The sequence below is a fragment of the Pseudomonas sp. PA-6-3C genome, assembly GCF_021605825.1.
Taxonomy (GTDB): domain Bacteria; phylum Pseudomonadota; class Gammaproteobacteria; order Pseudomonadales; family Pseudomonadaceae; genus Aquipseudomonas; species Aquipseudomonas edaphica.
On sequence record NZ_WKDV01000008.1, the window covers coordinates 103,170 to 127,733 of the forward strand.

Annotated in this window: 17 protein-coding genes; 6 read left to right on the top strand and 11 right to left on the bottom strand. The window is 61.4% G+C overall.

Going from position 1 to position 24,564, the window contains the following annotated elements; all coding sequences use genetic code 11:
* Positions 1 to 59 precede the first annotated feature (59 nt).
* The 8 genes from GIW48_RS07990 to glnE form a co-directional block, all read right to left on the bottom strand.
* Positions 60 to 1,502, bottom strand: a complete 1,443-nt coding sequence (locus GIW48_RS07990; protein WP_099548077.1) for a lipopolysaccharide kinase InaA family protein — start codon at positions 1,500 to 1,502, stop codon at positions 60 to 62.
* A complete protein-coding gene (locus tag GIW48_RS07995; RefSeq protein ID WP_236460424.1) occupies positions 1,502 to 2,254 on the bottom strand; it encodes a lipopolysaccharide kinase InaA family protein in 753 nt (250 codons plus the stop codon). The genes GIW48_RS07990 and GIW48_RS07995 overlap by 1 nt, the downstream gene beginning before the upstream one ends.
* Positions 2,251 to 2,985: a lipopolysaccharide kinase InaA family protein gene (locus tag GIW48_RS08000; protein WP_017138512.1), complete on the bottom strand. Its 735-nt coding sequence runs from the start codon at positions 2,983 to 2,985 to the stop codon at positions 2,251 to 2,253. Before GIW48_RS08000 ends, GIW48_RS07995 begins: the two co-directional genes overlap by 4 nt.
* Positions 2,985 to 3,791 (bottom strand): lipopolysaccharide core heptose(I) kinase RfaP, encoded by an 807-nt coding sequence (gene rfaP / locus GIW48_RS08005; RefSeq protein ID WP_017138513.1) that lies wholly within the window; start codon positions 3,789 to 3,791, stop codon positions 2,985 to 2,987. The genes GIW48_RS08000 and rfaP overlap by 1 nt, the downstream gene beginning before the upstream one ends.
* Positions 3,788 to 4,912: a glycosyltransferase family 4 protein gene (locus tag GIW48_RS08010; RefSeq protein ID WP_186617928.1), complete on the bottom strand. Its 1,125-nt coding sequence runs from the start codon at positions 4,910 to 4,912 to the stop codon at positions 3,788 to 3,790. The genes rfaP and GIW48_RS08010 overlap by 4 nt, the downstream gene beginning before the upstream one ends.
* On the bottom strand, positions 4,912 to 5,973 hold the full coding sequence (waaC, locus tag GIW48_RS08015; protein ID WP_017138515.1) for a lipopolysaccharide heptosyltransferase I: 1,062 nt from the start codon (positions 5,971 to 5,973) through the stop codon (positions 4,912 to 4,914). Before waaC ends, GIW48_RS08010 begins: the two co-directional genes overlap by 1 nt.
* Before the next feature lies 1 nt (position 5,974).
* Entirely contained in the window at positions 5,975 to 7,009 is a 1,035-nt protein-coding gene (gene waaF / locus GIW48_RS08020; protein WP_017138516.1) for a lipopolysaccharide heptosyltransferase II, read from the bottom strand.
* Positions 7,010 to 7,238: 229 nt separating this feature from the next.
* Positions 7,239 to 10,178 carry a bifunctional [glutamate--ammonia ligase]-adenylyl-L-tyrosine phosphorylase/[glutamate--ammonia-ligase] adenylyltransferase gene (gene glnE, locus GIW48_RS08025; protein WP_170039085.1) on the bottom strand — a complete coding sequence of 980 codons (2,940 nt, stop codon included), beginning with the start codon at positions 10,176 to 10,178 and terminating at the stop codon, positions 7,239 to 7,241.
* 383 nt (positions 10,179 to 10,561) lie between these two features.
* Between glnE and aceE the strand changes: the two genes are divergently transcribed.
* The 4 genes from aceE (at position 10,562) to msrA (ending at position 18,591) form a co-directional block, all read left to right on the top strand.
* The gene (aceE, locus tag GIW48_RS08030; protein WP_017138519.1) at positions 10,562 to 13,207 is read left to right on the top strand and encodes a pyruvate dehydrogenase (acetyl-transferring), homodimeric type; all 2,646 of its coding nucleotides are present in this window, start codon (positions 10,562 to 10,564) and stop codon (positions 13,205 to 13,207) included.
* An 11-nt stretch (positions 13,208 to 13,218) separates the two neighbouring features.
* Positions 13,219 to 14,871 carry a dihydrolipoyllysine-residue acetyltransferase gene (gene aceF, locus GIW48_RS08035; RefSeq protein WP_236460425.1) on the top strand — a complete coding sequence of 551 codons (1,653 nt, stop codon included), beginning with the start codon at positions 13,219 to 13,221 and terminating at the stop codon, positions 14,869 to 14,871.
* 306 nt (positions 14,872 to 15,177) lie between these two features.
* The gene (locus tag GIW48_RS08040) at positions 15,178 to 17,871 is read left to right on the top strand and encodes a putative bifunctional diguanylate cyclase/phosphodiesterase (protein ID WP_017138521.1); all 2,694 of its coding nucleotides are present in this window, start codon (positions 15,178 to 15,180) and stop codon (positions 17,869 to 17,871) included.
* Between the two features lie 72 nt (positions 17,872 to 17,943).
* A complete protein-coding gene (msrA, locus tag GIW48_RS08045) occupies positions 17,944 to 18,591 on the top strand; it encodes a peptide-methionine (S)-S-oxide reductase MsrA (RefSeq protein ID WP_017138522.1) in 648 nt (215 codons plus the stop codon).
* 96 nt (positions 18,592 to 18,687) lie between these two features.
* On the opposite strand, the gene GIW48_RS08050 is transcribed toward msrA, so the two are convergent.
* A complete protein-coding gene (locus tag GIW48_RS08050) occupies positions 18,688 to 19,524 on the bottom strand; it encodes a 23S rRNA (adenine(2030)-N(6))-methyltransferase RlmJ (protein WP_017138523.1) in 837 nt (278 codons plus the stop codon).
* A gap of 250 nt (positions 19,525 to 19,774) precedes the next feature.
* Between GIW48_RS08050 and GIW48_RS08055 the strand changes: the two genes are divergently transcribed.
* Positions 19,775 to 21,052, top strand: a complete 1,278-nt coding sequence (locus GIW48_RS08055) for an O-acetylhomoserine aminocarboxypropyltransferase/cysteine synthase family protein (protein ID WP_176991743.1) — start codon at positions 19,775 to 19,777, stop codon at positions 21,050 to 21,052.
* Here the strand turns inward: GIW48_RS08055 and GIW48_RS08060 are convergent.
* Positions 21,038 to 21,763, bottom strand: coding sequence for a DUF4123 domain-containing protein (locus tag GIW48_RS08060; protein WP_236460426.1), 726 nt, complete (start codon positions 21,761 to 21,763; stop codon positions 21,038 to 21,040). The two genes, GIW48_RS08055 and GIW48_RS08060, sit on opposite strands and share 15 nt — an antisense overlap.
* A 15-nt stretch (positions 21,764 to 21,778) precedes the next feature.
* The gene (locus GIW48_RS08065) at positions 21,779 to 23,791 is read right to left on the bottom strand and encodes a type VI secretion system Vgr family protein (RefSeq protein ID WP_236460427.1); all 2,013 of its coding nucleotides are present in this window, start codon (positions 23,789 to 23,791) and stop codon (positions 21,779 to 21,781) included.
* Between the two features lie 186 nt (positions 23,792 to 23,977).
* Here GIW48_RS08065 and GIW48_RS08070 point away from each other — a divergent pair, with 186 nt between their 5' ends.
* Positions 23,978 to 24,466 (top strand): DUF2165 family protein, encoded by a 489-nt coding sequence (locus GIW48_RS08070; RefSeq protein WP_236460428.1) that lies wholly within the window; start codon positions 23,978 to 23,980, stop codon positions 24,464 to 24,466.
* Positions 24,467 to 24,564: the final 98 nt, after the last annotated feature.

Below are 24,564 nucleotides of genomic sequence, written 5' to 3' on the forward strand. Positions count from 1 at the left end.
CTTGAGGAGCGGGACGCAGAGCGTCCGGGGCGGCATTCCCACGCTGAGCGTGGGAACGATCATTGCACCTGTTTGGGCAAACGCTGATCTATAAGCTGGTACAGCGCACTGCTCTCAGGCCAGTTACGCATAAACCGCGCGCGGTCCTTGGCGAACGCCGGCGCGAAGCTTGCGACCGAGCTGTGCTGACACATGGCGTCCAGGTCGATCAACGCCCAGCGATCCTCGGCCCAGAACAGGTTATGGCCCTTGAAATCACCATGGCTGATGCGCTCGCGGATCAGCTCGGCGAACAAGTGGTCCAGGGCCAGCAGTTCATTCTCGGGCGCATCGCCTTTCTCAACATACGGCGCAAAACGCTCGATGATGTCCGGCCCCGGCAGGTATTCAGTCACCAGGTAAGCCCGGCTGCGCAGCCACAAAAAGCGTTTTTCCAACACCGCCAGCGGCTTGGGCGTGGCGATGCCAAGGAACGCCAGGCGGTTGCCTTCACGCCACGAATGCCAGGCCCGGCTGGGGCGCCAGAAGCGCTTGAGCCAATGGGCAAACCCCTTGATGTTATAGCGCTTGATCACCAGTGGCCGTCCGCCCGCTTCGACCTTGGCGACGGTGGCCGCACCACCGGTTTTGTACAAATGGCCTTGGTCGAGCAGCGCGTCGGCCTGCTCCAGCACCGGCAGCATCGCCGCCTCTTCCTCACGACGAATCGCACGCAAGGCAAAGGCGCCACGCACCACGCTGAACAGCGTGCATTCACGGCCGACCTTGTTCAAAAAGTCTTTCAAGCGCCAGGCGCTGACCTTGCGCACCTGTTTTTCCAGGGCTTGCAGCGGCAAGGCGTGCTCGCCGTTGCCCAGCAGGTAGTACACCAGCAACTCTTCGGTGAACGGCTCGAGGTTTTTCGGCAACTGGGCGAAGAACACGCCAAGGTTTTCCAGCACCCGGTTGCGCGACAACGGCTTGCCCGCCGCTTCAACACGAATCCCGGCGCCATCAATCAGGTACAGCTTGCCGTCCTGGCGCAACAGGTTGTCCAGGTGCAGGTCTTCTTGCCACAGGCCTTTGGCGTGCATCTGCGCAATTGCGCCCAACGCCTCTGCGAGCACAGCCGTTTGCTCGTCCGCCAATGGTGGCAACCCTTCGACCGCCTGCCAGGCATCGGCGAGGCTTTCGGCACCTTCGATAAATTCAAACAGCAGCCAGCCGCCCTCGCCTTCCTGCAAGCCATCGGCCAGCAATTGTGGCGTGGTCAGGCCTTGCTCGGCCAGCAGGCGCACGCCGCTGAGTTCACGCTGAAAATGCCGCGCGGCCTTGCTGCCTACCAGCAACTTGGCCAACACCGGACGGCCGCGCCAGACGGCGGCGCCCACGTAGCGTTCGCCCGGCAACACGCGCAACAGGTTAAGCAGTTGCAGCTGGCCAGGGCCTGCGGCGTCGGCCAGCTCGAGGGTCAGCGGCAGCTCGGGCGTGCGGCCGGCTTTTTTCAGTTCGGACAAGCGCATCAGCGCTTCTCCTTGTGGCTGCGCCGGGCCGTCAGGCGCTCGAACCAGGCGCCCACCAGCGCACTGTCTTCAGGATGGTCCAGATACGCCGCCAGCAGTTGCCGCACTTGCGCATCCGACCACTGCGGCGCGCGGCGCAGCAACGGCTCCAGGTCCTTGATCCGATCACGCCGGCCGAACAGCAGCGGGCGGGTTTTCTCCAGGTCGATCAACTGCGCGGCATAACCGTCTCCGAGCGGTTGCAGGAAAATATGCTTGGGGTAAAAACAGCCATGCACTTGCCCTACGCTGTGCAGGTGGCGCGCCAGCTGACCACAGGCCAGCAAGATCGCACGGTGCTGGTCGTCACTCAGCTGCGGCCATTGTTCGAGCAGTGAATCCAGGTCATTCCAGCCATCCAGGGCTCGGGTCAGCAACATCGCGCGGCGCTCGCCTTCAACCTTGCGCTCACCGAAAAACGCCGCCTGCAACGCCGGAATGCCCAGCTTCCGGTAGCGGCTGATATTACGGAACTCGCGGGCAAACGTCGGCTCGCCAAACGGCTTGCTGAGCGTGCGCGTCAGGTAGTTGCTCTGGCGCTTGAGGTAGTAACCCTGGCCATCAAGCTCCAGGCGAAACACGCTGCTCCAGCCGCCGTCGCTGGTATTGGGTTCATCCACCGCGTCCAGTTGCCTGGCCCACAGCGCATCGAAGTCAGCCAGGCCGTGGCGCGCAAGCAATGCGCGATCATCGGCCGCCAGGAAATCAGTCATTCGCGCCCCTCGAAAAACTTCACCACGTGACGGATTCGCTGTTTGTCCGAAGCCGTCAGGTGCTTACGTTGGCGGTATTGCATGTAGAAACGCAGGCGCTGGGTGGCCGACAAGTGATACTTGGCGACTTTATCCAGGCAGGCCAGGTCCTTGGTAATACGGTACTTGAGCCAGAAACCGCGCCAGAAATCGCCGTTGGGGCAATCGATCAGGTACAGCGTACGGTTATCGTCAACCAGCAGGTTGCGCCACTTCAAGTCGTTATGGGTAAAGCGGTGTTCGTGCATCGTGCGCGTGTATTCGGCGAGCTGACGGCTGATCACGTTGACCCACTGGGGGTCTTTCAAGCACGGATCGTTACGATCGGCCAGCACCGACAGGTCTTCGGTCTTGGGCAGCTCGCGGGTAATCATCGCCCCGCGCGCATAGGCCAAACCCTTGCGCTCAAGGCCCCAGGCCACCACGTCGGCGGTGGGAATCCCCCACTTGGCGAAGCGCTTGAGGTTCTGCCATTCGGACTTTACCCGAGGTTTTCCCAGGTAACGGCGCAGGCCTTTGCCGGCGCCTACGTAGCGTTTGACGTAGTAATTGACCCCGCCACGCTCCACCCGAATCACTTCCGACAAGGGGTCGCGCGTCAGTCGCTCACCCTGCAAGGCAAACACCGCCTCCAGGCTGCCGAAATCATCCGCCAGGGCGGCGTAAGCAGGTTCCAGGTTCCAACCCGCCATCAGATCGCATCCCCCAGGCGTTGCTTGCGCGCATACAGCTTGTCTGCCTTGCGCTGCAACAGGCTCAGGGACGCCGACTGCTCGGCCAGGATCTGGCGCAGCGGCTGTCGGAAGTAGCCTTTGAGAAAGCGCAGTTTGTCGCGCTGAGTCAGGCCGATGTCCAGCGCCGAGTAGTACAGCGCGGACAAGTCCTTGTCGCGCCAGCGCAGCGGCAGATGGGCACGCAATTGGGCACGGTGCAGGTCGATCACTGAAAGCTTGATGGTGCGCGCATCGATCGGCCGGGACGTATCCAGCAGGAAGTGGCACAGGTAGCAGTCGCGGTGATTGACGCCGCCACGGTGCATGTCGCCGACCATGCGCGCCAGTTCAGCGGTGAGCGCATGGCGCAATGCCGGTGCCGGCGGCTCGGCCACCCAGTTGACGGTCAGGTCTTCCAGGCTGATGGTCGGGGCCAGTTCTTCGGTGATGATGAACGAGTGCTGGTCGGCCGGGTTGCTGCCTTTTTCACCGAAGGCCACGCCGGTCATGGTCGGCACACCCAGTTCCTGCAAGCGGTGGATGGCCGACCATTCCAGGCCGGCACCCAGCACCGGCAGCTTGGCGGTGATCAGGTTCTTGAAGATCTCGCCCCAACCGATGCCACGGTGGATTTTCACGAAATACGGGCGGCCCTCCACCTCGGTACGCAAGGTGCGACGCGCCGCCAGTTCACGAAATACCTGGCCTTGCAGTTTCTCGACTTCGGCAAAGGCGTCACGCCCGGCCCATAAGGTCTTGAACGGTTCGGCAAGAATCAACTTCATCGTTTCGGCTCCGCCAGAATCACATCTGCCGCGTGCTGCGGCATGCTGTAGAGGTCGGCCGTCTCGGCGAAGGCCAAACCATTACGGCCCCAGGCCGCGCGCTGTGCAGTGTCGGTAAGCATCTGCGTGAGGTACTGGTTGAGCTGCGCTTGTTCAAACGGCTCATCCAGCACCAGCCCGCTGTCGGCTTCGCCAATGTAGTGGGCATACCCACACACCGCCGAGACCAGCACCGGCAACCCGGCCACCAGGGCTTCGAGCAACACGGTACCGGTATTTTCGTTGTACGCCGGGTGAATCAACAGGTCGGCGCCCAGCAGGAAACGCGGGATATCGCTGCGGCCCTTGAGGAACTGCACGTTATCGCCCAGCCCCAATGTGGCGCTCTGCAACTGGAATACTTTGGGGTCGTCCTGGCCGATTACAAACAGGCGCGTACGTTTTTTAAGCTCGGTCGGTAGCGCGGCCACGGCCTTGAGGCTGCGGTCGACGCCCTTGGTCTTGAAGCCGGAACCGATTTGTACCAGCAGCAACTCGTCGTCGCGCAGGTTGAACTCCTTGCGGAAACCTTCGCGGATTTCGGCCGCATTTGGCGGCGCGCGGCGGTCCTGGGCAATGCCCGGCGGCAGCAGGTGGAAGCGCTCCAGCGGCGTGTCGTAATGCTTGATGAACAGCGGTTGCTGCACTTCGGAGATCATCAACACTTCGGTCTTGGCGTCTTTGGCGAACACCGCACGTTCGTACTCGGCAAAGTGCTTGTAACGGCCAAAGCTTTTGTACAGCGAGTGACGCAGGTTTTGCGCCTTGTCTTCAAAGCAGCCGTCGGCGGCGTAGTACACGTCCAGGCCGGGCATTTTGTTAAAACCGATCAAACGGTCCACCGGGCGCTTGGCCAGGTCAGCTTCCATCCAGGCCAACAGTTTCTCGTTGCGCCGATGGTTGAAGAACGCCTTGACCGGCGCCACCAGCACTTCAAAGCCGGGCGGAATCTCGCCTTCCCAGATCAGCGTGTAGACCCGAATCGTATGGCCGCGCTGCTGGCACTCCAGGGCGATGCGCATGAAGTCGCGCTGCAGGCCACCGAAGGGGAAATATTTGTACAAAACAAAAGCCAGTTGCATCAGTGCAGCTCCTCAGCCAATAACAACGTGCTCAGTCGGTTTGCCACACGCTCAGGGTTCAAGCGCGTGAAGCACAGGGGCGACTCGCGCGTGATGTCGAACCGACGCAGGTCGTCGGCCGTCGGTTGATAGGTACAGGTTTTTTGCAGGCACGGTGCGCATGGGAAATCGCTGGCCAGGTGAATCTGGCCTTTGCCGTAGGCGCCCGTCAGGCCCGGGTTGGTGGGGCCGAACAGGGAGATAGTCGGCACGTCCAGCGCGGCGGCCAAGTGGCCCAGCCCCGTGTCCACCGCCACACAGGCGCGGGCACCGGCCAGCACACGGGCGACGCCGGCCAGGTTGAGTTTGGGCAGCACTTCGGCGTTTTGCAGGCCTTGGGCCAGACGCTCGGCGCGGGCCTTTTCGGCGGCATTGCCCCATGGCAATTTCACGTCCACACCCAGGCGGCCCATGCGTTCGGCCAGCTCACGCCAGTAGGCTTCGGGCCAGTGCTTGGTGTCCCAGGTGGTGCCATGCAGCAGCAGTACAAAGGGTTTTTTCGGCGGCAGGCCGAGCAACTTGTCGACGCTCAGGCCGTAATCGCCCAGGCCTTTGGGCAAGTCATAACCCAACGCCACGGCGAACAGCTGGCGCAAGCGTTCTACCGCATGCTGCCCACGGGCCACGGCTAGCCGGCGCGAGTAGAAACGCGCAGCCATCGGTTCACGGGCAGAATTCTTATCAAAACCGGCCACCGGCGCGCGTACATAGCGCGTCAGCCAGGCGCTTTTGAGCAGCCCTTGGGCATCGATCACCAAATCGTATTTGGTCGACTGCACGCTCTGCTTGAAGCGCCGCCATTCACCGCTCTTGATGGTTTGCCAGATGTTCTTGCGCCAGCGACGAATCGCCACCGGGATCACTTTGTCCACGGCTGGGTGCCAGGTGGGAATCTCGGCAAAGCCTTCTTCCACCACCCAGTCAAAGCGGATGCCAGGGATCGCCCGCGCCGCGTCGGTCAGTGCCGGCAAGGCGTGGATCACATCGCCCAAGGATGAGGTCTTGACTACCAATACGCGCAAACTAGCGAACCTCGACCGCGGAACCCTGCAACCGCTGCAAGGCTTCATTCACTGGCTGCGGCAGCAACTGACGCATGCAGTTGTAATGGCCAAAACGGCAGGTACGCTCAAAGCACGGGCTGCAATCCAGGCCCAGGCGCACCACCTCAACCTTGTCGGCCAAAGGCGGGGTAAAACCGGGCGACGTCGAGCCATACACCGCCACCAAGGGGCGGTTCAGCGCGGCCGCCACGTGCATCAGGCCGGAGTCGTTGGACACCACCGAATCGGCGCAGGAGAGTAAATCGATAGCCTCGGCCAGCGACGTGTCGCCACTGAGGTTCACCGCTTCTTCACGCAGGCCGGGGATCAGGCGCTGGCGAATGTCTTCGCCGACCGGGTGATCCTTCTTCGAACCAAACAGCCACACCTGCCAGCCTTCGCGAATCTTCATCTCGGCGACTTTGGCGTAATGCTCCGACGGCCAGCGCTTGGACTCGCCAAACTCGGCGCCGGGGCACAGCGCCAGCACTGGACGGTCAAGCGCCAGGCCGAACTTGGCCAGCGCCGCGTCACGGCTCACCGGATCGATCTGCAGGCTCGGGCGCGGGTACGGCGTGGGCAACTCGGCGCCGGGCTCGTAGGCCAGCGCCATGAAACGTTCGATCATCAGCGGGTAGCGCGCCTTGTCGAGGGTGCGCACGTCATTAAGCAACACGTAGCGAAACTCGCCGCGCCAGCCGGTACGCTTGGGGATGCCGGCAAAGTACGGCACCAACGCCGACTTGAGCGAGTTGGGCAGCAAAATCGCCTGGTCGTACTGGCCGACCATGGATTTACCGATGCGTCGGCGCGTCGCCAATTCAAGGGCGCCATGGCCGAGCGGGAAGCTCAAGGCCGTGCGCACTTCGGGCATGCGCTCGAGGATCGGCCGGCTCCACTCAGGGGCGAGCACGTCGATTTGGCAGTCGGGATGACGTTGCTTGAGGCACTGGAACAGTGTCTGCGCCATCACCATGTCACCGACCCAACTAGGCCCAACGATCAGAATATTCATGTAGTTTCCACAAACGATGCGGGGAGGCTTATGCCTCCCCGCATCGTTATTTACTGTAGGTCACGGTAGCCACTTTGTGTCAGAGCTGGCTTATGTGGGAGCTGGCTTGCCTGCGAAGGCATCAACTCGGTATCACTGATAAACCGAGGCGTCTGCATCGCGGGCAAGCCCGGCTCCCACACAAAGCTGTGTGTCCACATTAGATTGGCATCCCACATTTAATCGAGTTTCAGCTTAACCCCAGTTCATTCCAGATTCGCTTCACCTGGCGCCGTTCGTCGGCGAACTGATCCCCGGCTACCGTGCCGGCCTCGTTTTGCAAGGCCTGGCGGTGCGCGGCGGAACGGTAGGCCTTATACACCTCCCGCAGCAGATGGGCATCGGCAGCGGGCATCAGCCCGACCTGCTCCAGGCCTTCCAGAATGCGGATATTGTCGGTATAGCGCAGCAACGATGGATGTTGCGCAGACCACGCCAAAGCCGCGTATTGCACCATAAATTCAATATCGACGATACCACCGGCGTCTTGCTTGAGGTCGAACACGGTCGTCGGCTCGAAGGCGTTCGCCCCCGTCCCGGCAGCCGTCGCCTTGGTGCCCAGGTTATCGCGCATCTTGGCGCGCATCTCGCTGACCTCCTGGCGCAGCTTCGCCAAGTCACGTTCACGCCCCAGCACGTTAGCGCGTACCTGTTCAAACGCATGGCCGACATCCTGACTGCCCACCAATACCCGCGCGCGGATCAGGGCCTGATGTTCCCAAGTCCAGGCTTCATTTTCCTGGTAGCGCTCAAACGCCCCAAGCGAGCTGACCAGCAAACCGGAGGCGCCGGAAGGTCGCAGGCGCATGTCCACTTCATACAATTGGCCGGAGTTGGTCTGGGTGGTGAGCAGGTGAATGATCCGCTGGCCCAGACGCGTAAAGAACTGCGCGCCGTCGATGGGTTTGGCGCCATCGGTCTCGGCCTGGGGATCACCGTCGTGGATGAACACCAGATCAAGGTCCGAGCCATGCCCCAGCTCGATGCCGCCGACTTTCCCGTAACCCACAATGATGAACCCCGGGTCGCACAGGCTGCCGTCCACGCGCTGCGGTGAGCCATGACGGGCGACCGTCTGGCGCCAGGCCAGGGCCAGCACTTGTTCGAGGATGGCTTCGGCGAGCCAGGTCAAATAGTCGCTGACCTTCATCAACGGCAGGCTACCGGCGATTTCCGAAGCGGCTACACGCAGGCGGTGGGCCAGTTTGAAGTGACGCAAGGCCTCCATCTGTTGTTCAAGGTCATCTTCGGGGATGCGTGTGAGGCGCTCACGCAGCTCAGCGGCGAGCTCCGGCGCCAAAGGTGGCTTGAACAGGCGGCCTTCGTTGAGCAACTCATCGAGCAGCAGCGGGAAGCGCGTGATTTGCTCGGCAATCCACGGGCTGGCGGCGCACAGCGTCAACAAGCGGCGCAGGGCGTCGGGGTTTTCGGTCAGCAGCACCAGGTAAGCAGAACGTCGCGCCACAGCCTCCACCAGCGGCAGCACGCGCTCGAGCACCAGATCCGGGTTGGCGTGCTCGACGGCCTGGGCCAGCAGGCGCGGGATAAAGGCGTCGAGCCGCTCGCGACCGAGGCGCTGCATGGCGCGCAACTGCGGGCTGCCACGCAGGCCAGCCAGGGCTTTGAGGGCTTTGGACGCGTCAGTAAAACCACCCTCGGCCAGTTGGCGACAAGCGGCGTCTTCGTCCTGGGTCTCTTCCCACAACGGTAACCACTCCCCGCCCACCACCAGCTCGCTTTCTTCGCCTTCTTCTTCGTCAGGATCAGCAATCACCTGACGGAAGTGCCAGTCCACCCGGCCACGCCAATACATCAGGCGCTCATGGAACGCGGCCCAGTCGACAAAGCCCAGCATAAAGGCAATGCGCGCCTGATCTTCGGGGCTGTCCGGCAGCATTTGCGTCTGACGGTCGGCAATCGCCTGGATCGCGTGCTCGGTATAGCGCAGGAATTCATAGCCATTGCGCAGTTCGGCGATCACCGCAGGCGGCAAGTAGCCCTGGCCTTCCAGCGTGCCGAGCACCATGAGCAACGGCCGCTGCTGCAGGCTCAGGTCGCGGCCACCGTGGATCAACTGGAACGCCTGGGCGATAAATTCCACCTCGCGGATGCCGCCCGAGCCCAGCTTGATATTCTCGGCCATGCCCTTGCGCCGCACTTCCTGCTGGATCAGCTGTTTCATGGTGCGCAATGCTTCAATCGCAGAAAAATCCAGGTAACGGCGGTAAACGAACGGGCGCAGCATATCCAGCAATTGCGCGCCGGCCACCTGGTCGCCGGCCACCACGCGCGCCTTGATCATGGCGTAGCGTTCCCAGTCGCGGCCCTGATCCTGGTAGTACTGCTCCAGCGCATTGAAGCTGAGCACCAACGCACCGGCTGAACCATAGGGCCGCAGGCGCATGTCGACACGGAACACAAAACCATCGACCGTCATGGGGTCGAGCGACTTGATCAGTTTTTGACCAAGTCGAATGAAAAACTCCTGGTTGTCCAGCGCGCGCTTCACGCCCACCGTCTCGCCGCCTTCGGGGTAGGCGAAGATCAGGTCGATGTCCGATGACAGGTTCAACTCCACCGCGCCGAGCTTGCCCATGCCGAGGATGACCATGTGCTGGGCTTCGCCGCTGCGCCGGCCAGTGGGCGTGCCGAACTGTACGCAGTGGCGCTGGTACAGCCACTGGTAAGCCTGGTCGATGCTGGCGTCGGCCATGTCGGAAAGGTCGCGACAGGTTTGCACCAGGTCCGCCTGTCGGGTCAGGTCGCGCCAGATAATGCGCACTTGCTGACGCGTGCGTTGGCGGCGCAGCACCCGGCCCAACTCATCTTCTGTTTCGGCCTGTTGCACGGCACCGGCGATCTGACTGCACAGCTCACCGGGCGCAAAGCCGCGGTCCAGCTCGCCCCAGGCCACCAGTTCAAGCAACATCAAAGGGTCACGAACACTCTGTTCAATGACGAAATCACTGGCGGCGCACACCCGGGCAAAGTCGGCCCACCGTTGCGGCGTCCACGCAGAAAGTCCATGATCGGCGTCCAGCGCGGCCACTGCGTCACGAAATGACTGCTCGGCCCGCTGGGCAAAAGGCAAGAGAATGGCCGGCAGTTCGGCCAGCGTTGGAAGGCTCATGGTCTATCCTTGATCGGCGCGCGAAAGGCATGTGGTTGTGAAGGCAAGAACCACGCTTGGTGAAGGACTGTCGAACAAAGGTTAGAAATAGCTGAAATTAATTTCATCTTGGCAGCCAGCATCAAACTTTCACCTTTTCTTGTTCGCAAATGATCAACAATAACGATTATGCTCACCAGCCAGACCGAGCCATACGCTCAGTCTTGTGTAGTTTTACTACTCGTATATACATTCGAAAGGCTGAAATGGCCGACGATTTGTAGTAAAACTACAGGACGCCGAAGCAACCTTCGGCCATCCAAGAATTTATGTCGTCTGCCCACAAGGCCAGTCGCAAACTTCAGGCAACCGATTCTGGTAGCCTTTCCGCCCTGGAGCAAGCCATGCAAGACCTCGATCCCGTCGAAACCCAGGAATGGCTGGACGCCCTGGAATCGGTTCTCGACAAAGAAGGCGAAGACCGTGCTCATTATTTGATGACCCGTATGGGCGAACTCGCGACCCGCAGCGGCTCGCAATTGCCTTACGCCATCACCACGCCATACCGCAACACCATCCCCGTTACCCACGAAGCACGCATGCCTGGCGACCTATTCATGGAACGCCGCATTCGCTCGCTGGTACGTTGGAACGCCATGGCGATGGTAATGCGCACGAACTTGAAAGATTCTGACCTGGGCGGTCACATCTCCAGCTTCGCTTCCAGCGCAACCCTGTATGACATCGGCTTCAACTACTTCTTCCAGGCCCCGACCGACGAACACGGCGGCGACCTGATCTACTTCCAGGGCCACACCTCGCCAGGCGTCTATGCCCGTGCGTTCATGGAAGGCCGCATCACCGAAGAACACATGAACAACTTCCGCCAGGAAGTGGACGGTAACGGCCTGTCGTCGTACCCGCACCCTTGGCTGATGCCTGATTTCTGGCAGTTCCCGACAGTATCCATGGGCCTTGGCCCGATCCAGGCGATCTACCAGGCACGCTTCATGAAGTACCTGGAAGCCCGTGGCTTCATCCCTGAAGGCAAGCAGAAAGTCTGGTGCTTCCTGGGCGACGGCGAGTGTGACGAGCCGGAATCCCTGGGCGCTATCTCCCTGGCTGGCCGCGAGAAGCTCGACAACCTGATCTTCGTCATCAACTGCAACCTGCAGCGCCTCGACGGCCCGGTTCGCGGCAACGGCAAGATCATCCAGGAACTCGAAGGCGTGTTCCGCGGTGCTCAGTGGAACGTGACCAAAGTCATCTGGGGCCGTTTCTGGGACCCACTGCTGGCCAAGGACGTCGACGGTATCCTGCAACGTCGCATGGACGAAGTCATCGACGGCGAGTACCAGAACTACAAAGCCAAAGACGGCGCGTTCGTACGTGAACACTTCTTCAACACGCCTGAACTCAAGGCAATGGTTGCAGACCTGTCCGACGACGAAATCTGGAAACTCAACCGTGGCGGCCACGACCCGTACAAGGTCTACGCGGCGTACCACGAAGCGGTCAACCACAAAGAACAACCTACCGTCATCCTGGCCAAGACCATCAAAGGTTATGGCACCGGTGCCGGCGAAGCGAAGAACACTGCGCACAACACCAAGAAAGTTGATGTTGAAAGCCTGAAGCTGTTCCGCGATCGCTTCGACATCCCGGTCAAGGATGAAGAGCTGGAAAACCTGCCGTTCTTCAAGCCGGAGCCAAACAGCGCCGAAGCCCGCTACCTCAGCGAGCGTCGCACTGCACTGGGCGGTTTCGTGCCACAGCGCCGCGCCAAGTCTTTCGACATCCCGACTCCGCCACTCGATACCCTCAAGGCTATCCTGGACGGCTCGGGCGACCGTGAAATCTCCACCACCATGGCTTTCGTGCGCATCCTGGCGCAGCTGGTCAAGGACAAGGAAATCGGTTCGCGTATCGTCCCGATCATCCCGGACGAAGCCCGTACCTTCGGTATGGAAGGCATGTTCCGTCAGTTGGGCATCTACTCCTCCGTCGGCCAGCTCTACGAGCCAGTCGATAAAGACCAGGTGATGTTCTACAAGGAAGACAAGAAGGGCCAGATCCTCGAAGAAGGCATCAACGAAGCGGGCGCCATGAGCTCCTTCATCGCTGCCGGTACTTCGTACTCCAGCCACAACCAGCCGATGCTGCCGTTCTACATCTTCTACTCGATGTTCGGCTTCCAACGTATCGGCGACCTGGCGTGGGCAGCAGGCGACAGCCGTACCCGTGGCTTCCTGATCGGCGGCACCGCCGGCCGGACCACGCTGAACGGCGAAGGCCTGCAACACGAAGACGGTCACAGCCACATCCTGGCTGCCACCATCCCGAACTGCCGCACCTTTGATCCAACCTACGGCTATGAGCTGGCGGTGATCATCCAGGACGGCATGAAGAAGATGACCGAAGAGCAGCAGGACGTTTTCTACTACATCACTGTGATGAACGAGTCCTACCAGCAACCTGCCATGCCGGCTGGTGTTGAGGAAGGCATCATCAAGGGCATGTACCTGCTCGAAGAAGACACCAAGGAAGCGGCGCACCACGTGCAGCTGATGGGCTCCGGCACCATCCTGCGTGAAGTGCGTGAAGCGGCGAAGATCCTGCGTGAAGAGTTCAACGTCGGCGCTGACGTGTGGAGCGTTACCAGCTTCAACGAACTGCGTCGCGACGGCCTGGCAGTCGAGCGCAACAACCGCCTGCACCCAGGTCAGAAACCAGCCAAGAGCTACGTCGAAGAGTGCCTGGCCGGCCGTAAAGGTCCAGTCATTGCCTCTACCGACTACATGAAGCTGTTTGCTGAACAGATTCGCCAGTGGGTCCCGTCCAAGGAATTCAAAGTCCTGGGCACCGACGGTTTCGGCCGCAGTGACAGCCGCAAAAAGCTGCGTCACTTCTTCGAAGTTGACCGTCACTTCGTGGTGTTGGCAGCCCTGGAAGCCTTGGCTGACCGTGGTGAGATCGAACCTAAGGTGGTGGCTGACGCTATCGTCAAGTTCGGGATCAACCCGGAAAAACGCAACCCACTGGACTGCTGAGGAGATTTTTTGTGAGCGAACTCATTCGCGTACCTGACATCGGCAGCGGTGAAGGTGAAGTAATCGAGCTGTTTGTGAAGGTCGGCGACACCGTCGAAGCCGACCAGAGCATCCTGACCCTGGAGTCGGACAAGGCGAGCATGGAAATCCCTGCTCCCAAGGCCGGCGTGGTCAAGAGCCTGAAAGTGAAGCTGGGCGACCGCCTGAAAGAAGGCGACGAACTGCTGGAACTGGAAATCGAAGGCGCCGCTGATGCGGCCCCTGCGCCAGCCCCGGCTGCCGCTGCTGCACCCGCACCTGCCGCTGAAAAACCTGCTGCTGCCGAGGCCCCTGCGGCCCCGGCTGCTGCTCCGGCCGCTGCCACTGTTCAGGATATTCATGTTCCGGACATCGGCTCGTCGGGCAAGGCCAAGATCATCGAGCTGCTGGTCAAGGTCGGCGACACCGTCGAAGCCGACCAGTCACTGATCACCCTGGAGTCCGACAAGGCCTCCATGGAAATCCCATCGCCGGCTGCCGGCGTAGTGGAAAGCATCGCGGTCAAGCTGGAAGACGAAGTCGGCACTGGCGACTTCATCCTCAAGCTCAAAGTACAAGGCGCTGCACCTGCTGCAGCTGCGCCAGCACCGGCTGCTGCTCCGGCTGCCAAGGCTGAAGCTGCTCCGGCGGCTGCCGCTCCTGCACCTGCTGCAAAAGCCGAGGCCGCACCGGCTCCGGCGGCTGCGCCTGCACCTGCGCCAAGCGGTGCCAAGGTTCACGCCGGCCCTGCCGTGCGTCAGCTGGCCCGTGAGTTCGGCGTTGAGCTCAACGCTGTGTCGGCCACCGGCCCGCACGGTCGTGTGCTCAAAGAAGACGTGCAGGTGTACGTCAAAGCCATGATGCAGAAAGCCAAGGAAGCTCCGGCTGCCGGCGCTGCTACGGGCGGCTCGGGCATTCCACCGATCCCGGTCGTGGACTTCAGCCGCTTCGGCGAAACCGAAGAAGTGCCGATGACCCGCCTGATGCAAATCGGCGCGTCGAGCCTGCACCGCAGCTGGCTGAACATCCCGCACGTGACTCAGTTCGACCAGGCCGATATCACCGACCTGGAAGCGTTCCGCGTTGCGCAGAAAGCCGTGGCCGAAAAAGCCGGTGTGAAACTGACCGTGCTGCCACTGTTGCTCAAGGCGTGCGCGCACCTGCTCAAGGAGCTGCCGGACTTCAACAGTTCGCTGGCACCAAGCGGCAAGGCGATCATTCGCAAGAAGTACGTGAACGTAGGTTTCGCCGTGGATACCCCGGACGGCCTGCTGGTTCCTGTGATCAAGAACGTTGATCAGAAGAGCCTGCTGCAACTCGCCGCTGAAGCTGCTGCGCTGGCTGCCAAGGCCCGCGACAAGAAGCTCACCGCCGATGACATGCAAGGCGCTTGCTTCACGATCTCCAGCCTCGGTCACATTGGCGGTACTGGCTTCACGCCAATCGTCAACGCGCCGGAAGTGGCGATCCTGGGTGTGTCCAAGGCCACTATCCAGCCTGTGTGGGACGGTAAAGCGTTCCAGCCGAAGCTGATGCTGCCGCTGTCGTTGTCCTACGATCACCGTGTGATCAACGGCGCTGCTGCTGCCCGCTTCACGCAGCGTCTGAGCCAACTGCTCAACGACATCCGCACCATCTTGCTATAAGCCTCAAACGGGCCTCCCTGTCACCGGGGAGGCCTGGCACTACCGATTTCCGAGCGCCACGCTCGTACCTCAACCCCGCCACTTGGCGGGGCTTTTTTTGGGTGTCTGTTGAACACGCAAAACAGGTTTGTACACCTTCCATCACCCCGATTGCAGAAATCCCCCACGCGGCCGATAACAGGGTTATAGCACTTAGCCTTCATCCTCTCTTGTCAGTGCGTGCTGCATGATGCAACCTTGCCGCAGGTGACAGTAAAGAGGGCGTGAGCCCGGCGCCGTGCGCATCTTCCCAAGCGAGTTTCCCCCATGAAAAGCCAACCCGATGTCGCCCGTATGGCGGCCGAGGTAGTGACGCAATTACCGGTGCCTTCGCGCCTCGGTATGCTGCGTTTCGAGCGGCTTAATGAGGCAAGCTGGGCGCTGCTGTACCTGGACCCCAATTGCGAGCGCCAATTCGGCCTGCCGGCGGTGGAACTGTGCGCCTTGATCGGCACCCCCTACGCCAGCCTGATGGAACCCCAGGCGCGCTATCAACTGCACGACACCATCCAGCAGCAGTTGGCCCATAGCCCGCATTACCTGGTGCGCTACACCCTGCACACCAACGATGGGCCATTGAGCCTGCTGGAGATGGGCGAGGCGTATAAACAACACAATCGCCACCTGTTGCGCGGCTACCTGATGGTGGTCGACGGCCTGTTCAGCGAAATCCCCACCGCCGCCCCGACCGCCGACCTGGAAAACCAGAACAGCCGCCTGCAGATTGCCCTGGAACTCAACCAGCGTGCCCAGCAGGAACAGCTGCAGCACCTTGAACGGGTACGCGCCCAACAGGAGCTGATCCTGCTGCTGGCGCGCCAGCGCTACACCACGCCGAATTCGCTGCAAGAAGCCGCCGAGCTGATCACCCGCAGTGCCTGCGATATCTACCAGATCGACTGCGCCAGCATCTGGAACCTCGAAGGCCAGCGCCTGGTGCCGATCTCGGCCTACCACCGCGAAGACCAGCAGCACCACTTGCCCGAAGCGATTGACGCCAGCAACTTCCCGGATTACCTGGAAGCCCTGCATTCGAGCCGTGCCATCGACGCCACCCACGCGATGCGTGACCCGCGCACCCGGGAAATGGCCGAGAGCCTGCGCGCCAAGGACGTCCACGCCATGCTCGACGCCAGCATCCGCGTAGATGGTCAGGTCGTCGGTGTGTTGTGCCTGGAGCAAAGTGGCAGCTCGCGTGCCTGGCAGTCGGATGAGATCGCCTTTGCCGGCGAGCTGGCGGACCAGTTCGCGCAAGTGATCAATAACCACAACCGCCGCACCGCCACCAGCGCCTTGCACCTGTTCCAGCGCGCGGTGGAACAAAGCGCCAACGCCTTTCTGCTGGTCAATTGCGACGGCGTGGTGGAGTACGTCAACCCAAGCTTTACCGCGATCACCCAGTACAGTGCCGAAGAAGTCCACGGCCACCGCCTGGCACAGTTGCCGGCCCTGGAAAACCTCAGCGAACTGCTGTTCGACGCGCCGTCGAGCCTGGCCAAGAGCAACAGCTGGCAGGGTGAATTCAAGAGCCGGCGCAAAAACCTGGAACCCTATTGGGGCCAGCTGTCGATCTCCAAGGTGTATGGCGACAACCGTGAGTTGACCCACTACATCGGCATCTACGAAGACATCACCCAGACCAAGCTCGCGCAGCAGCGTATCGAGCGCCTGGCCTACACCGATAACCTGACCAACCTGGGCAACCGCCCGGCGTTTATTCGCAACCTTGATGAACGCTTCGCCCGCGACAGCGACAGCCCGATCAGCCTGCTGCTGGTGGACATCGACAACTTCAAGCGCATCAACGACAGCCTCGGTCACCAGACCGGTGACAAACTGCTGATCAGCCTGGCCCGGCGCCTGCGCAACAGCCTGAGTGCCGGTGGCAGCCTGGCGCGTTTTGCCAGTAACGAGTTTGCGGTGTTGCTGGACGATACCGACCTTGAGACCGGCCAACAGGTGGCCAGCCAATTGCTGACCACCCTCGACAAGCCGATGTTTGTCGACAACCAGTTGATCAGCGTCACCGGCTCCGTGGGCCTGGCCTGTGCACCGCTGCACGGCCGCGACCCACAGACCCTGATGCGTAACGCCGGTTTGGCCCTGCACAAGGCCAAGGCCAACGGCAAACATCAGGTGCAGGTCTTCACCGAGGCCCTGAACGCCGAGGCCAGTTACAAGCTGTTCGTGGAAAACAACCTGCGCCGCGCCCTGACCCAAAACGAGCTGGACGTGTTCTACCAGCCCAAACTGTGCCTGCGCAGCGGCCGCTTGCTGGGCATGGAAGCGCTGCTGCGCTGGAATCACCCGGAAAAGGGCATGATCCGCCCGGACCAGTTCATCAGCGTGGCCGAAGAAACCGGGTTGATCATCCCCATCGGCAAATGGATCGCGCGCCAGGCCTGCCGCATGAGCAAGCAGTTGAGCGCAGGCGGCATGGGCAATCTGCAGGTGGCGATCAACCTGTCGCCCAAGCAGTTCTCCGACCCGGACCTGGTGGCGTCGATCGCCACCATCCTCAAGGAAGAACAACTGCCGGCCAACCTGCTGGAGCTGGAGTTGACCGAAGGCTTGCTGCTCGAAGCCACCGAAGACACGCGCCTTCAACTCGACCAGCTCAAGAGCTTCGGCCTGACCCTGGCCATGGACGACTTCGGCACCGGCTACTCGTCGCTGAGCTACCTGAAAAAATTCCCCATCGACATCATCAAGATCGATCGCAGCTTTATCCACGAAATCCCGGACAACCAGGACGACATGGAGATCACCTCGGCGGTCATCGCCATGGCCCATAACCTCAAGCTCAAGGTAGTGGCCGAGGGCATCGAGACGGCCGAACAGCTGGCGTTCCTGCGCCGCCATCGCTGCGATGTGGGCCAGGGCTACCTGTTCGACCGGCCGATCCCCGGCGCAGAGCTGTTGGAAAAGCTTAAACGCTATCCGCGCGGGCCAATCGCCTGACAGCGCTGTAACACTCGGGCACACTGGCTGTCTGTCTTAATACATAACTCAATCTGACTGAGAGGACTGATCATGGTCTTGCGCTCGGAAATTCTGGTGAACAAAAACGTGCTGCCGACTCAAGAACAAGCTTTGCCTGGCCGTGAAACGCCGATGAACCTGCCCGAAACCCACTTCGTCAACGGCAACCCGCTGCTTGGCCCCTTTGTCGACAACGTAGAGTTTGCGATCTTCGGCCTCGGTTGCTTCTGGGGTGCCGAACGGCGGTTCTGGCAGCGCGACGGCGTGGTCAGCACCGTGGTCGGTTACGCCGGTGGCTACACGCCGAACCCGACCTACGAAGAAGTCTGCTCGGGCCTGACCGGCCACAGCGAGGTGGTACTGGTTGTGTTTGACCAGGACAAGATCAGCTATGAAGAACTGCTGAAAATGTTCTGGGAGTTGCACAACCCCACCCAGGGCATGCGCCAGGGCAACGACATCGGCACCCAATACCGCTCGGTGATCTACGCGGTGAAACCTGAGCATCTGGAAGCGGCCAAGGCCAGCGCCGATGCCTATCAGGCTGAATTGAACAAGGCGGGCCTGGGTGTGATCACGACTGAAATCGAACAAGCCCCGACGGTGTATTTCGCCGAGGCGTACCACCAGCAGTACCTGGCGAAGAATCCGCAAGGCTATTGCGGCATCGGCGGTACCGGCGTGACCTGCCCTATCTGACGCCAAAAGCATCGCGGGCAAGCCCGCTCCCACCTTGGAATGCATTCCAAATGTGGGAGCGGGCTTGCCCGCGATAGCGTTCCGACAGGCGACTCATTACTCAGCGATGAGCCAATCCATCTGCCACCCACCCTGGGTCTGACCAAGTTTCTTGGACAGCCACGGCAGCAGCTCACGAAGCTCCTCCTCCAGCCCCCACGGCGGGTTGGCAATCGCCAGGCCCGAGCCGGTCAGGGTGTTGGGCGTGTCCAACGGATGCACCAGCAATTCCACACGCAGCAGCTTCGGCGCGCCGGTGCCGGCCAGGTCCTGATAGAAACGCCGCAGCATGCGCTGGTCCTTCACCGGGTACCAGATCGCCGCGACGGTCTGGCGCATGCGGCTGACCGCTTCCTTGAGGGACGCCGCGCAGCGCTGCATCTCATCAAGTTGTTCAAACGGGGGATCGATCAGCATCAACGCGCGTTTTTCCGGCACTGGCAGCAAAGCACGTGGCACATGCCAGCCTTCGCCCAAGTGCACTTTGACCCGGCGATCGCCTTTCATGTTGTCCTTGAGCAGCACGCCGTCTTCCGGGTGCTTCTCATTAAGCAATACACGGTCCTGGGGCCGCGTGAGGCGGCGCGCCAGCTCCGGCGAGCCTGGGTAGTAGCGCAGCTGGCCGTCCGGGTTCATCTCGTGCAGCACACGCATGTAGTCGGCGGTGAGTGGCGGCAGGTCGCTTTCGCCCCACAGGCGCGCAATGCCTTCCAGGTATTCGCCGGTGCGGTTGGCCTGGTCGCCCTGCAAGTCGTACAGGCCAATCCCGGCGTGGGTGTCGAGGTAGGCGAACGGCTGCTCCTTGCGCGACATCAGGGCGATGAGGCGGGTCAAGGTCAGGTGTTTGAAGACATCGGCGTGGTTGCCGGCGTGAAAGGCGTGACGATAATTCATGGTTGCTCCTGCGCAGGGGGCGAAGTTTACCTTCTACGGCGGCAAAGGTGCAGGGCTGCGTGCCGGGCGGTGCTTATGTCGCAAAGGCAGGCGCACTGCCGAAAACAATCTATGGCTGCTGTGGGAGCTGGCTTGCCTGCGATGGCATCACCGCGGTATTACCCATACACCGCGGTGCTGGCATCGCAGGCAAGCCAGCCCCCACATTGCTTGGGGGCAACCCTGGAATCCAAGGAGGTCAACCCGCATCATGAAAGACGCCACCATTGCATTGCACCACGGCTTCAAGTCGGACCCGACCACCAAGGCCGTCGCCGTGCCGATCTACCAGAACGTCGCCTTCGAGTTCGATAATGCCCAGCATGGCGCCGACCTGTTCAATCTGGACGTGCCCGGCAACATCTACACACGCATCATGAACCCCACCAACGACGTGCTGGAGCAGCGCATTGCCGCCCTTGAAGGCGGTATCGCCGCCCTGGCCGTGTCGGCCGGTAGCGCGGCGATTCACTATGCAATCCAGACCCTCACCCGTGCGGGCGACAATATCGTCACCACGCCCCAGCTTTACGGCGGCACCTACACCTTGTTCGCCCACCTGCTGCCAAGCTTTGGCGTCGACGTGCGCTTCGCCCGCGACGACTCTGCCCAGGCCATCGCCGAACTGATCGACGACAACACCAAGCTGGTCTACTGCGAAAGCATCGGCAACCCGGCAGGCAATATTATCGACATTGAAGCCCTGGCCGATGTCGCCCATGCGCGCGGCGTACCGCTGATGGTGGATAACACCGTGGCCACGCCGATCCTGTGCAAGCCGATTCAGTTCGGCGCCGACATCGTGGTGCACTCGGTCACCAAATACGTGGGCGGCCATGGCAACTCCCTGGGCGGTGTGATCGTCGACAGCGGCAGCTTCCCCTGGACCCAATACCCGGAAAAATTCCCCGGCCTCAACCAACCGGAGCCGGCCTACCACGGGGTGGTCTACACGGAAAAGTTCGGCCCCGCCGCCTTCATTGCCCGCGCCCGCACCGTGCCGTTGCGCAACACCGGGGCTGCGCTGGCGCCGATGAATGCGTTCCTGTTGCTGCAAGGCCTGGAAACCCTGGCCTTGCGCATGGAGCGCCATACCGAAAACGCGCTGAAGGTTGCGCAATTCCTGCAAGGCCACGCCGAGGTGGAGTGGGTCAGCTACGCCGGGCTGCCGGACCACCCGCACCACGCCTTGGCGCAGAAATACATGCAGGGCAAACCCTCGGCGATCCTGTCATTCGGCTTGAAGGGCGGCTATGACGCGGGCGTGCGTTTCTACGATGCGCTGCAAATCTTCAAGCGGTTGGTGAATATTGGCGATGCCAAATCCCTGGCCTGCCACCCCGCGTCCACCACTCACCGGCAGATGAACGAGCAGGAACAGGCCAAGGCCGGCGTGAAGCCGGAGATGATTCGCCTGTCGGTCGGCATCGAGGCGATTGAAGACCTGATCGAGGACCTGCAGCAGGCCCTGGCTTCAACTCAACTCTGAAGCCAGATAATCCGCCAGCGCTTGAGGGCTGACGTCGGGCCTGCGCGAAAAGTAGGCGACCTTGTGCCGCAAGGTCGCAGGCCTGAACGCGGTGTAGAGGTCCGGGCGCTGTTCTTCGAGCCATTGCAGCAGGTTGCCGATCAGCACCTGCGGCGAGTGCTCGGCCAAGTGTGCAAGCAGCGACGCAGGCACTTGCCACCATGGGCTGGCCTTGGCCGCCGTGGCCGGGCCGGTGCTGACGGCCAGCGGCTGGCCATTGATCAGGTAACGCTGAAACACCGGCAACACGCGTCCGGCCTCGTCGCCCAGCTTCTGCAAAATGGGCAGCCATTGAGCGCCATCCCAAAAACGCAAAAACACCGCCTGCTCATCCGGCAACAACACTTTGGTCAGGCCTTGCAGGTGCGCAGCCACCGTCTCCGGCGGGCTGGACGAGACCGCGAGCCAACCCCAGTCCGTTGCCTCGGCGCTGGCGACCCAATCAAGGAAGGCACTGCCCGGCTCAACAATGCCCACATAAGGCATGACGTCGACCCATTCGGCGTAAGCCGTACCGGCCCATATCGAATGCGGCAATTTCCTCGGTGCCAGGGTTTGCCATGCATTAAGCGGCCTGGCTTCGCTGGCGCTGCCCAACACTGCGTAGAGGCGCTCCTCGGGTTGTAGTGGCCACTGTGCGAGCCAGGCGCTGGGAACCATGGACTGAGACATCGGGATAAATTCCATTTAAGGGTGAGAGTGTCCGGGAATATCACACTGGCCGTTCTTGCAGCGCTCACACTCCTCGCAAAACGGCGCACTGCGCTTGAGGCTGGCAACCTGTACGCCACTGAGTGGTGCAGCAACAGCCGCTGACAACTTTGCGGTGACACCCGGCATCAGCGGCATCGGCACAGCAGCGGGCGCACCGCCAACCTGGATCGGCACACTGCTGAAAATTCCGGCGGCCGACAGCGTGATCGATTGCCCTCCGGCCTGGATTGTCACGCTGGCGCCCGCATCGATGACCACGCTTTGCCCGGCGCCGATCTGGATGGTCCGCCCGGCCCGCACCTGCTGCGAGCCAGCGACGACCAGATGATCATCCTGCTTGAGTTCCGCGAGGCGATTGCCATGGGTGATGCGCTGCTCTTCACCCAGCAGCTCATGGTGGGATTCGCCGCCCACCTTGATCCGACGCTGGTTATCCACCTGGACGTGTTGGTCATGCAAGACGTGCTGGGTCCAGTCGCGCTGGGCACGCAGGTAAATCTCCTCGGCGCCTTTGCGATCCTCAATGCGCAACTCGTTGTAACCGCCGCCGCCCGGGGTGCTTTGGCTTCGGAACAGGCTGCGGGTCTTTTCCGCCGGCAGGTCAAGGGGCAACAGATTCGCCGCGTTGGGCAGGCAGCCCATCACCAGCGGCATATCCACGTCGCCATTGACGAAGCCCACCAGCACCTCCATGCCGACCCGCGGGATCAGCACCGCACCGTAACGGTCGTGAGCCCAGCCGCTGGCTACCCGCAGCAAGCAACTGGAGTACTCGTTGTGTTCGCCGTCGCGATCCCAGGCCATCTGCACTTTGACGCGACCGTATTCGTCGCAATGGACCTCAGCGTCGGCAGGCCCGGTGACCACTGCGTTCTGGTAGCCCGATATTTGCGGGCGGGACATGATCAGCGGCGTTCGAAACGGCACATCCCAAGGTGTGACGACAAACTCATTGTGGTAGCCGGGGGAGACGCCATCGTCATAAGTGTCAGGCGCAGATTCCTCAAGGACCTGAGGCTGTTGCCCTGAATGGTACAACCGGGTAACCAACCACAAATTATTCCATTCCGGACGAGGGTGCCCGGTCATCTTCAGGAACTGCCCAGTGGACAAGGCCGGCTGGTCACCACTGCCGCTGGCTTGGCGAAAGTCACTGCGATGACGCTCAAGCACCCGTTGCGCCAAGTACTTGCCATGGGCTCGATCAGTGAAGTGCCCAGGGTAGTACTGCTCATTCAGCACAGGCTGTTGCCCGCTGGATGCCGCGCTTTCCAGGACCAGACCGGGCTTTTTGAAATCATAATCGCGCACGCTTACGCCGGTGGTGCGGGTCTCCAACCGCAGGATGAAGTGCTTGATCGCAGGGGCCCCGGCCACCATGGCGGAACCGGCCGAGTAGGGAGTGGCTTGGTCTGGCTGGGTGAACACGCTTTGGTCATCGCCAAACACCAACAGATGGCGTTCGGGGCTGTGCTGGAAGTGATAGTGAATGCCCGACTCCACGCACAAGCGCTGAATGAACGCCAGATCGGTTTCGCCGAACTGAACACAGTACTCACGCTCGGGGTATTGCCCACTCAGCTGAAACGCAAAGGCATCACCCTGGATACCCTGTGCCTCCAGTGCCAGCGCAATGATCTGCGGCACGGTTTTTTTCTGAAAGATCCGCTGGTGCGTGCTGTGTTCCAGGTAAGCCAACTGCGGCACCAGGGTGATCTGGTAACGGGTCAGGCGCTTGCCGGAATCGCCTTGCGCCACCCGGTACACCTGGCCATGAACGCCGTGCCCTTGCGCATCAAACCCCAGGAACGCCTGACGGTGCAGGAGGCTATCGAGGTCCAGGTCGGGTTGTTCGCTCACCAACTCAAGGTCAAAACGAAAAGGCAGGCTGATAAATTCATCACCCGAAAACCCTCGAACCTTGAGTTCACTGGGCTGCCCATCAAGGGTCAGGTTAAAGGCACTTTGATTGGCAAGAGCAAACATCCGGTGTCTCTCCGCAAGGGGTGGGCGAGCGATTCTGCACCAGCTTTTCACCCACCAGAGCACACCACGGACAAATCAGTAAGCTCCTACACCCTGGGTGCCGGATTCTTCATGTATCTGGCGTCGAAGGCACGCCAAGGCCGTGCTAGCGTAATAGCTCCTCCTCACCGGATCACTGGAAAAAGCATGGCCACCCGCTACGCAAAAATCATCCTGACCCTGGCCCTCGCCGCCTTCGCCACCCTGGTTGCGTTCAACAACATCACGGACTACGGCTCCAACTTCGCCTTCGTCCAACATGTGTTGAGCATGGACACCACCTTCCCGAACAACGCCGCCATGTATCGGTCAATCACGACGCCGTGGATGTGGCACGCGGCCTACGTGCTGATCATTCTCGGCGAGGCGCTCACCGCTGTACTGCTGGCGCGGGGCGCGCTATCGCTATGGCGCGCGCGGCATGCAGGCGGGAGCGAATTCAACCGCGCCAAGGCAGGTGCAACAGCCGGCCTGACCCTCGGCTTTGTGGTGTGGTTTTTTGGCTTTATGGTGGTCGGCGGTGAGTGGTTTCTGATGTGGCAGTCCCATCAGTGGAACGGCCAGGAAGCGGCATTCAAGTTCTACATGGCGATCCTGGGCGTGCTGATTTTTCTCAATCAGCCGGATGCTGGCTGAACTGGCAGCGGGACGCGGAGCGTCCGGGGTGGCATTCCCACGCGGAGCATGGGAACGATCAAAACGATCAAAAAAAGGCCCGCTATCCTAAGGATGCG

Coding starts and splice junctions, on each gene's coding strand:
- GIW48_RS07990 (WP_099548077.1), bottom strand. CDS start 1,502: ATGCGCTTGTCCGAACTGAAAAAAGCCGGCCGCACGCCCGAGCTGCCG.
- GIW48_RS07995 (WP_236460424.1), bottom strand. CDS start 2,254: ATGACTGATTTCCTGGCGGCCGATGATCGCGCATTGCTTGCGCGCCAC.
- GIW48_RS08000 (WP_017138512.1), bottom strand. CDS start 2,985: ATGGCGGGTTGGAACCTGGAACCTGCTTACGCCGCCCTGGCGGATGAT.
- rfaP (WP_017138513.1), bottom strand. CDS start 3,791: ATGAAGTTGATTCTTGCCGAACCGTTCAAGACCTTATGGGCCGGGCGT.
- GIW48_RS08010 (WP_186617928.1), bottom strand. CDS start 4,912: ATGCAACTGGCTTTTGTTTTGTACAAATATTTCCCCTTCGGTGGCCTG.
- waaF (WP_017138516.1), bottom strand. CDS start 7,009: ATGAATATTCTGATCGTTGGGCCTAGTTGGGTCGGTGACATGGTGATG.
- glnE (WP_170039085.1), bottom strand. CDS start 10,178: ATGAGCCTTCCAACGCTGGCCGAACTGCCGGCCATTCTCTTGCCTTTT.
- aceE (WP_017138519.1), top strand. CDS start 10,562: ATGCAAGACCTCGATCCCGTCGAAACCCAGGAATGGCTGGACGCCCTG.
- GIW48_RS08040 (WP_017138521.1), top strand. CDS start 15,178: ATGAAAAGCCAACCCGATGTCGCCCGTATGGCGGCCGAGGTAGTGACG.
- msrA (WP_017138522.1), top strand. CDS start 17,944: ATGGTCTTGCGCTCGGAAATTCTGGTGAACAAAAACGTGCTGCCGACT.
- GIW48_RS08050 (WP_017138523.1), bottom strand. CDS start 19,524: ATGAATTATCGTCACGCCTTTCACGCCGGCAACCACGCCGATGTCTTC.
- GIW48_RS08055 (WP_176991743.1), top strand. CDS start 19,775: ATGAAAGACGCCACCATTGCATTGCACCACGGCTTCAAGTCGGACCCG.
- GIW48_RS08060 (WP_236460426.1), bottom strand. CDS start 21,763: ATGTCTCAGTCCATGGTTCCCAGCGCCTGGCTCGCACAGTGGCCACTA.
- GIW48_RS08065 (WP_236460427.1), bottom strand. CDS start 23,791: ATGTTTGCTCTTGCCAATCAAAGTGCCTTTAACCTGACCCTTGATGGG.
- GIW48_RS08070 (WP_236460428.1), top strand. CDS start 23,978: ATGGCCACCCGCTACGCAAAAATCATCCTGACCCTGGCCCTCGCCGCC.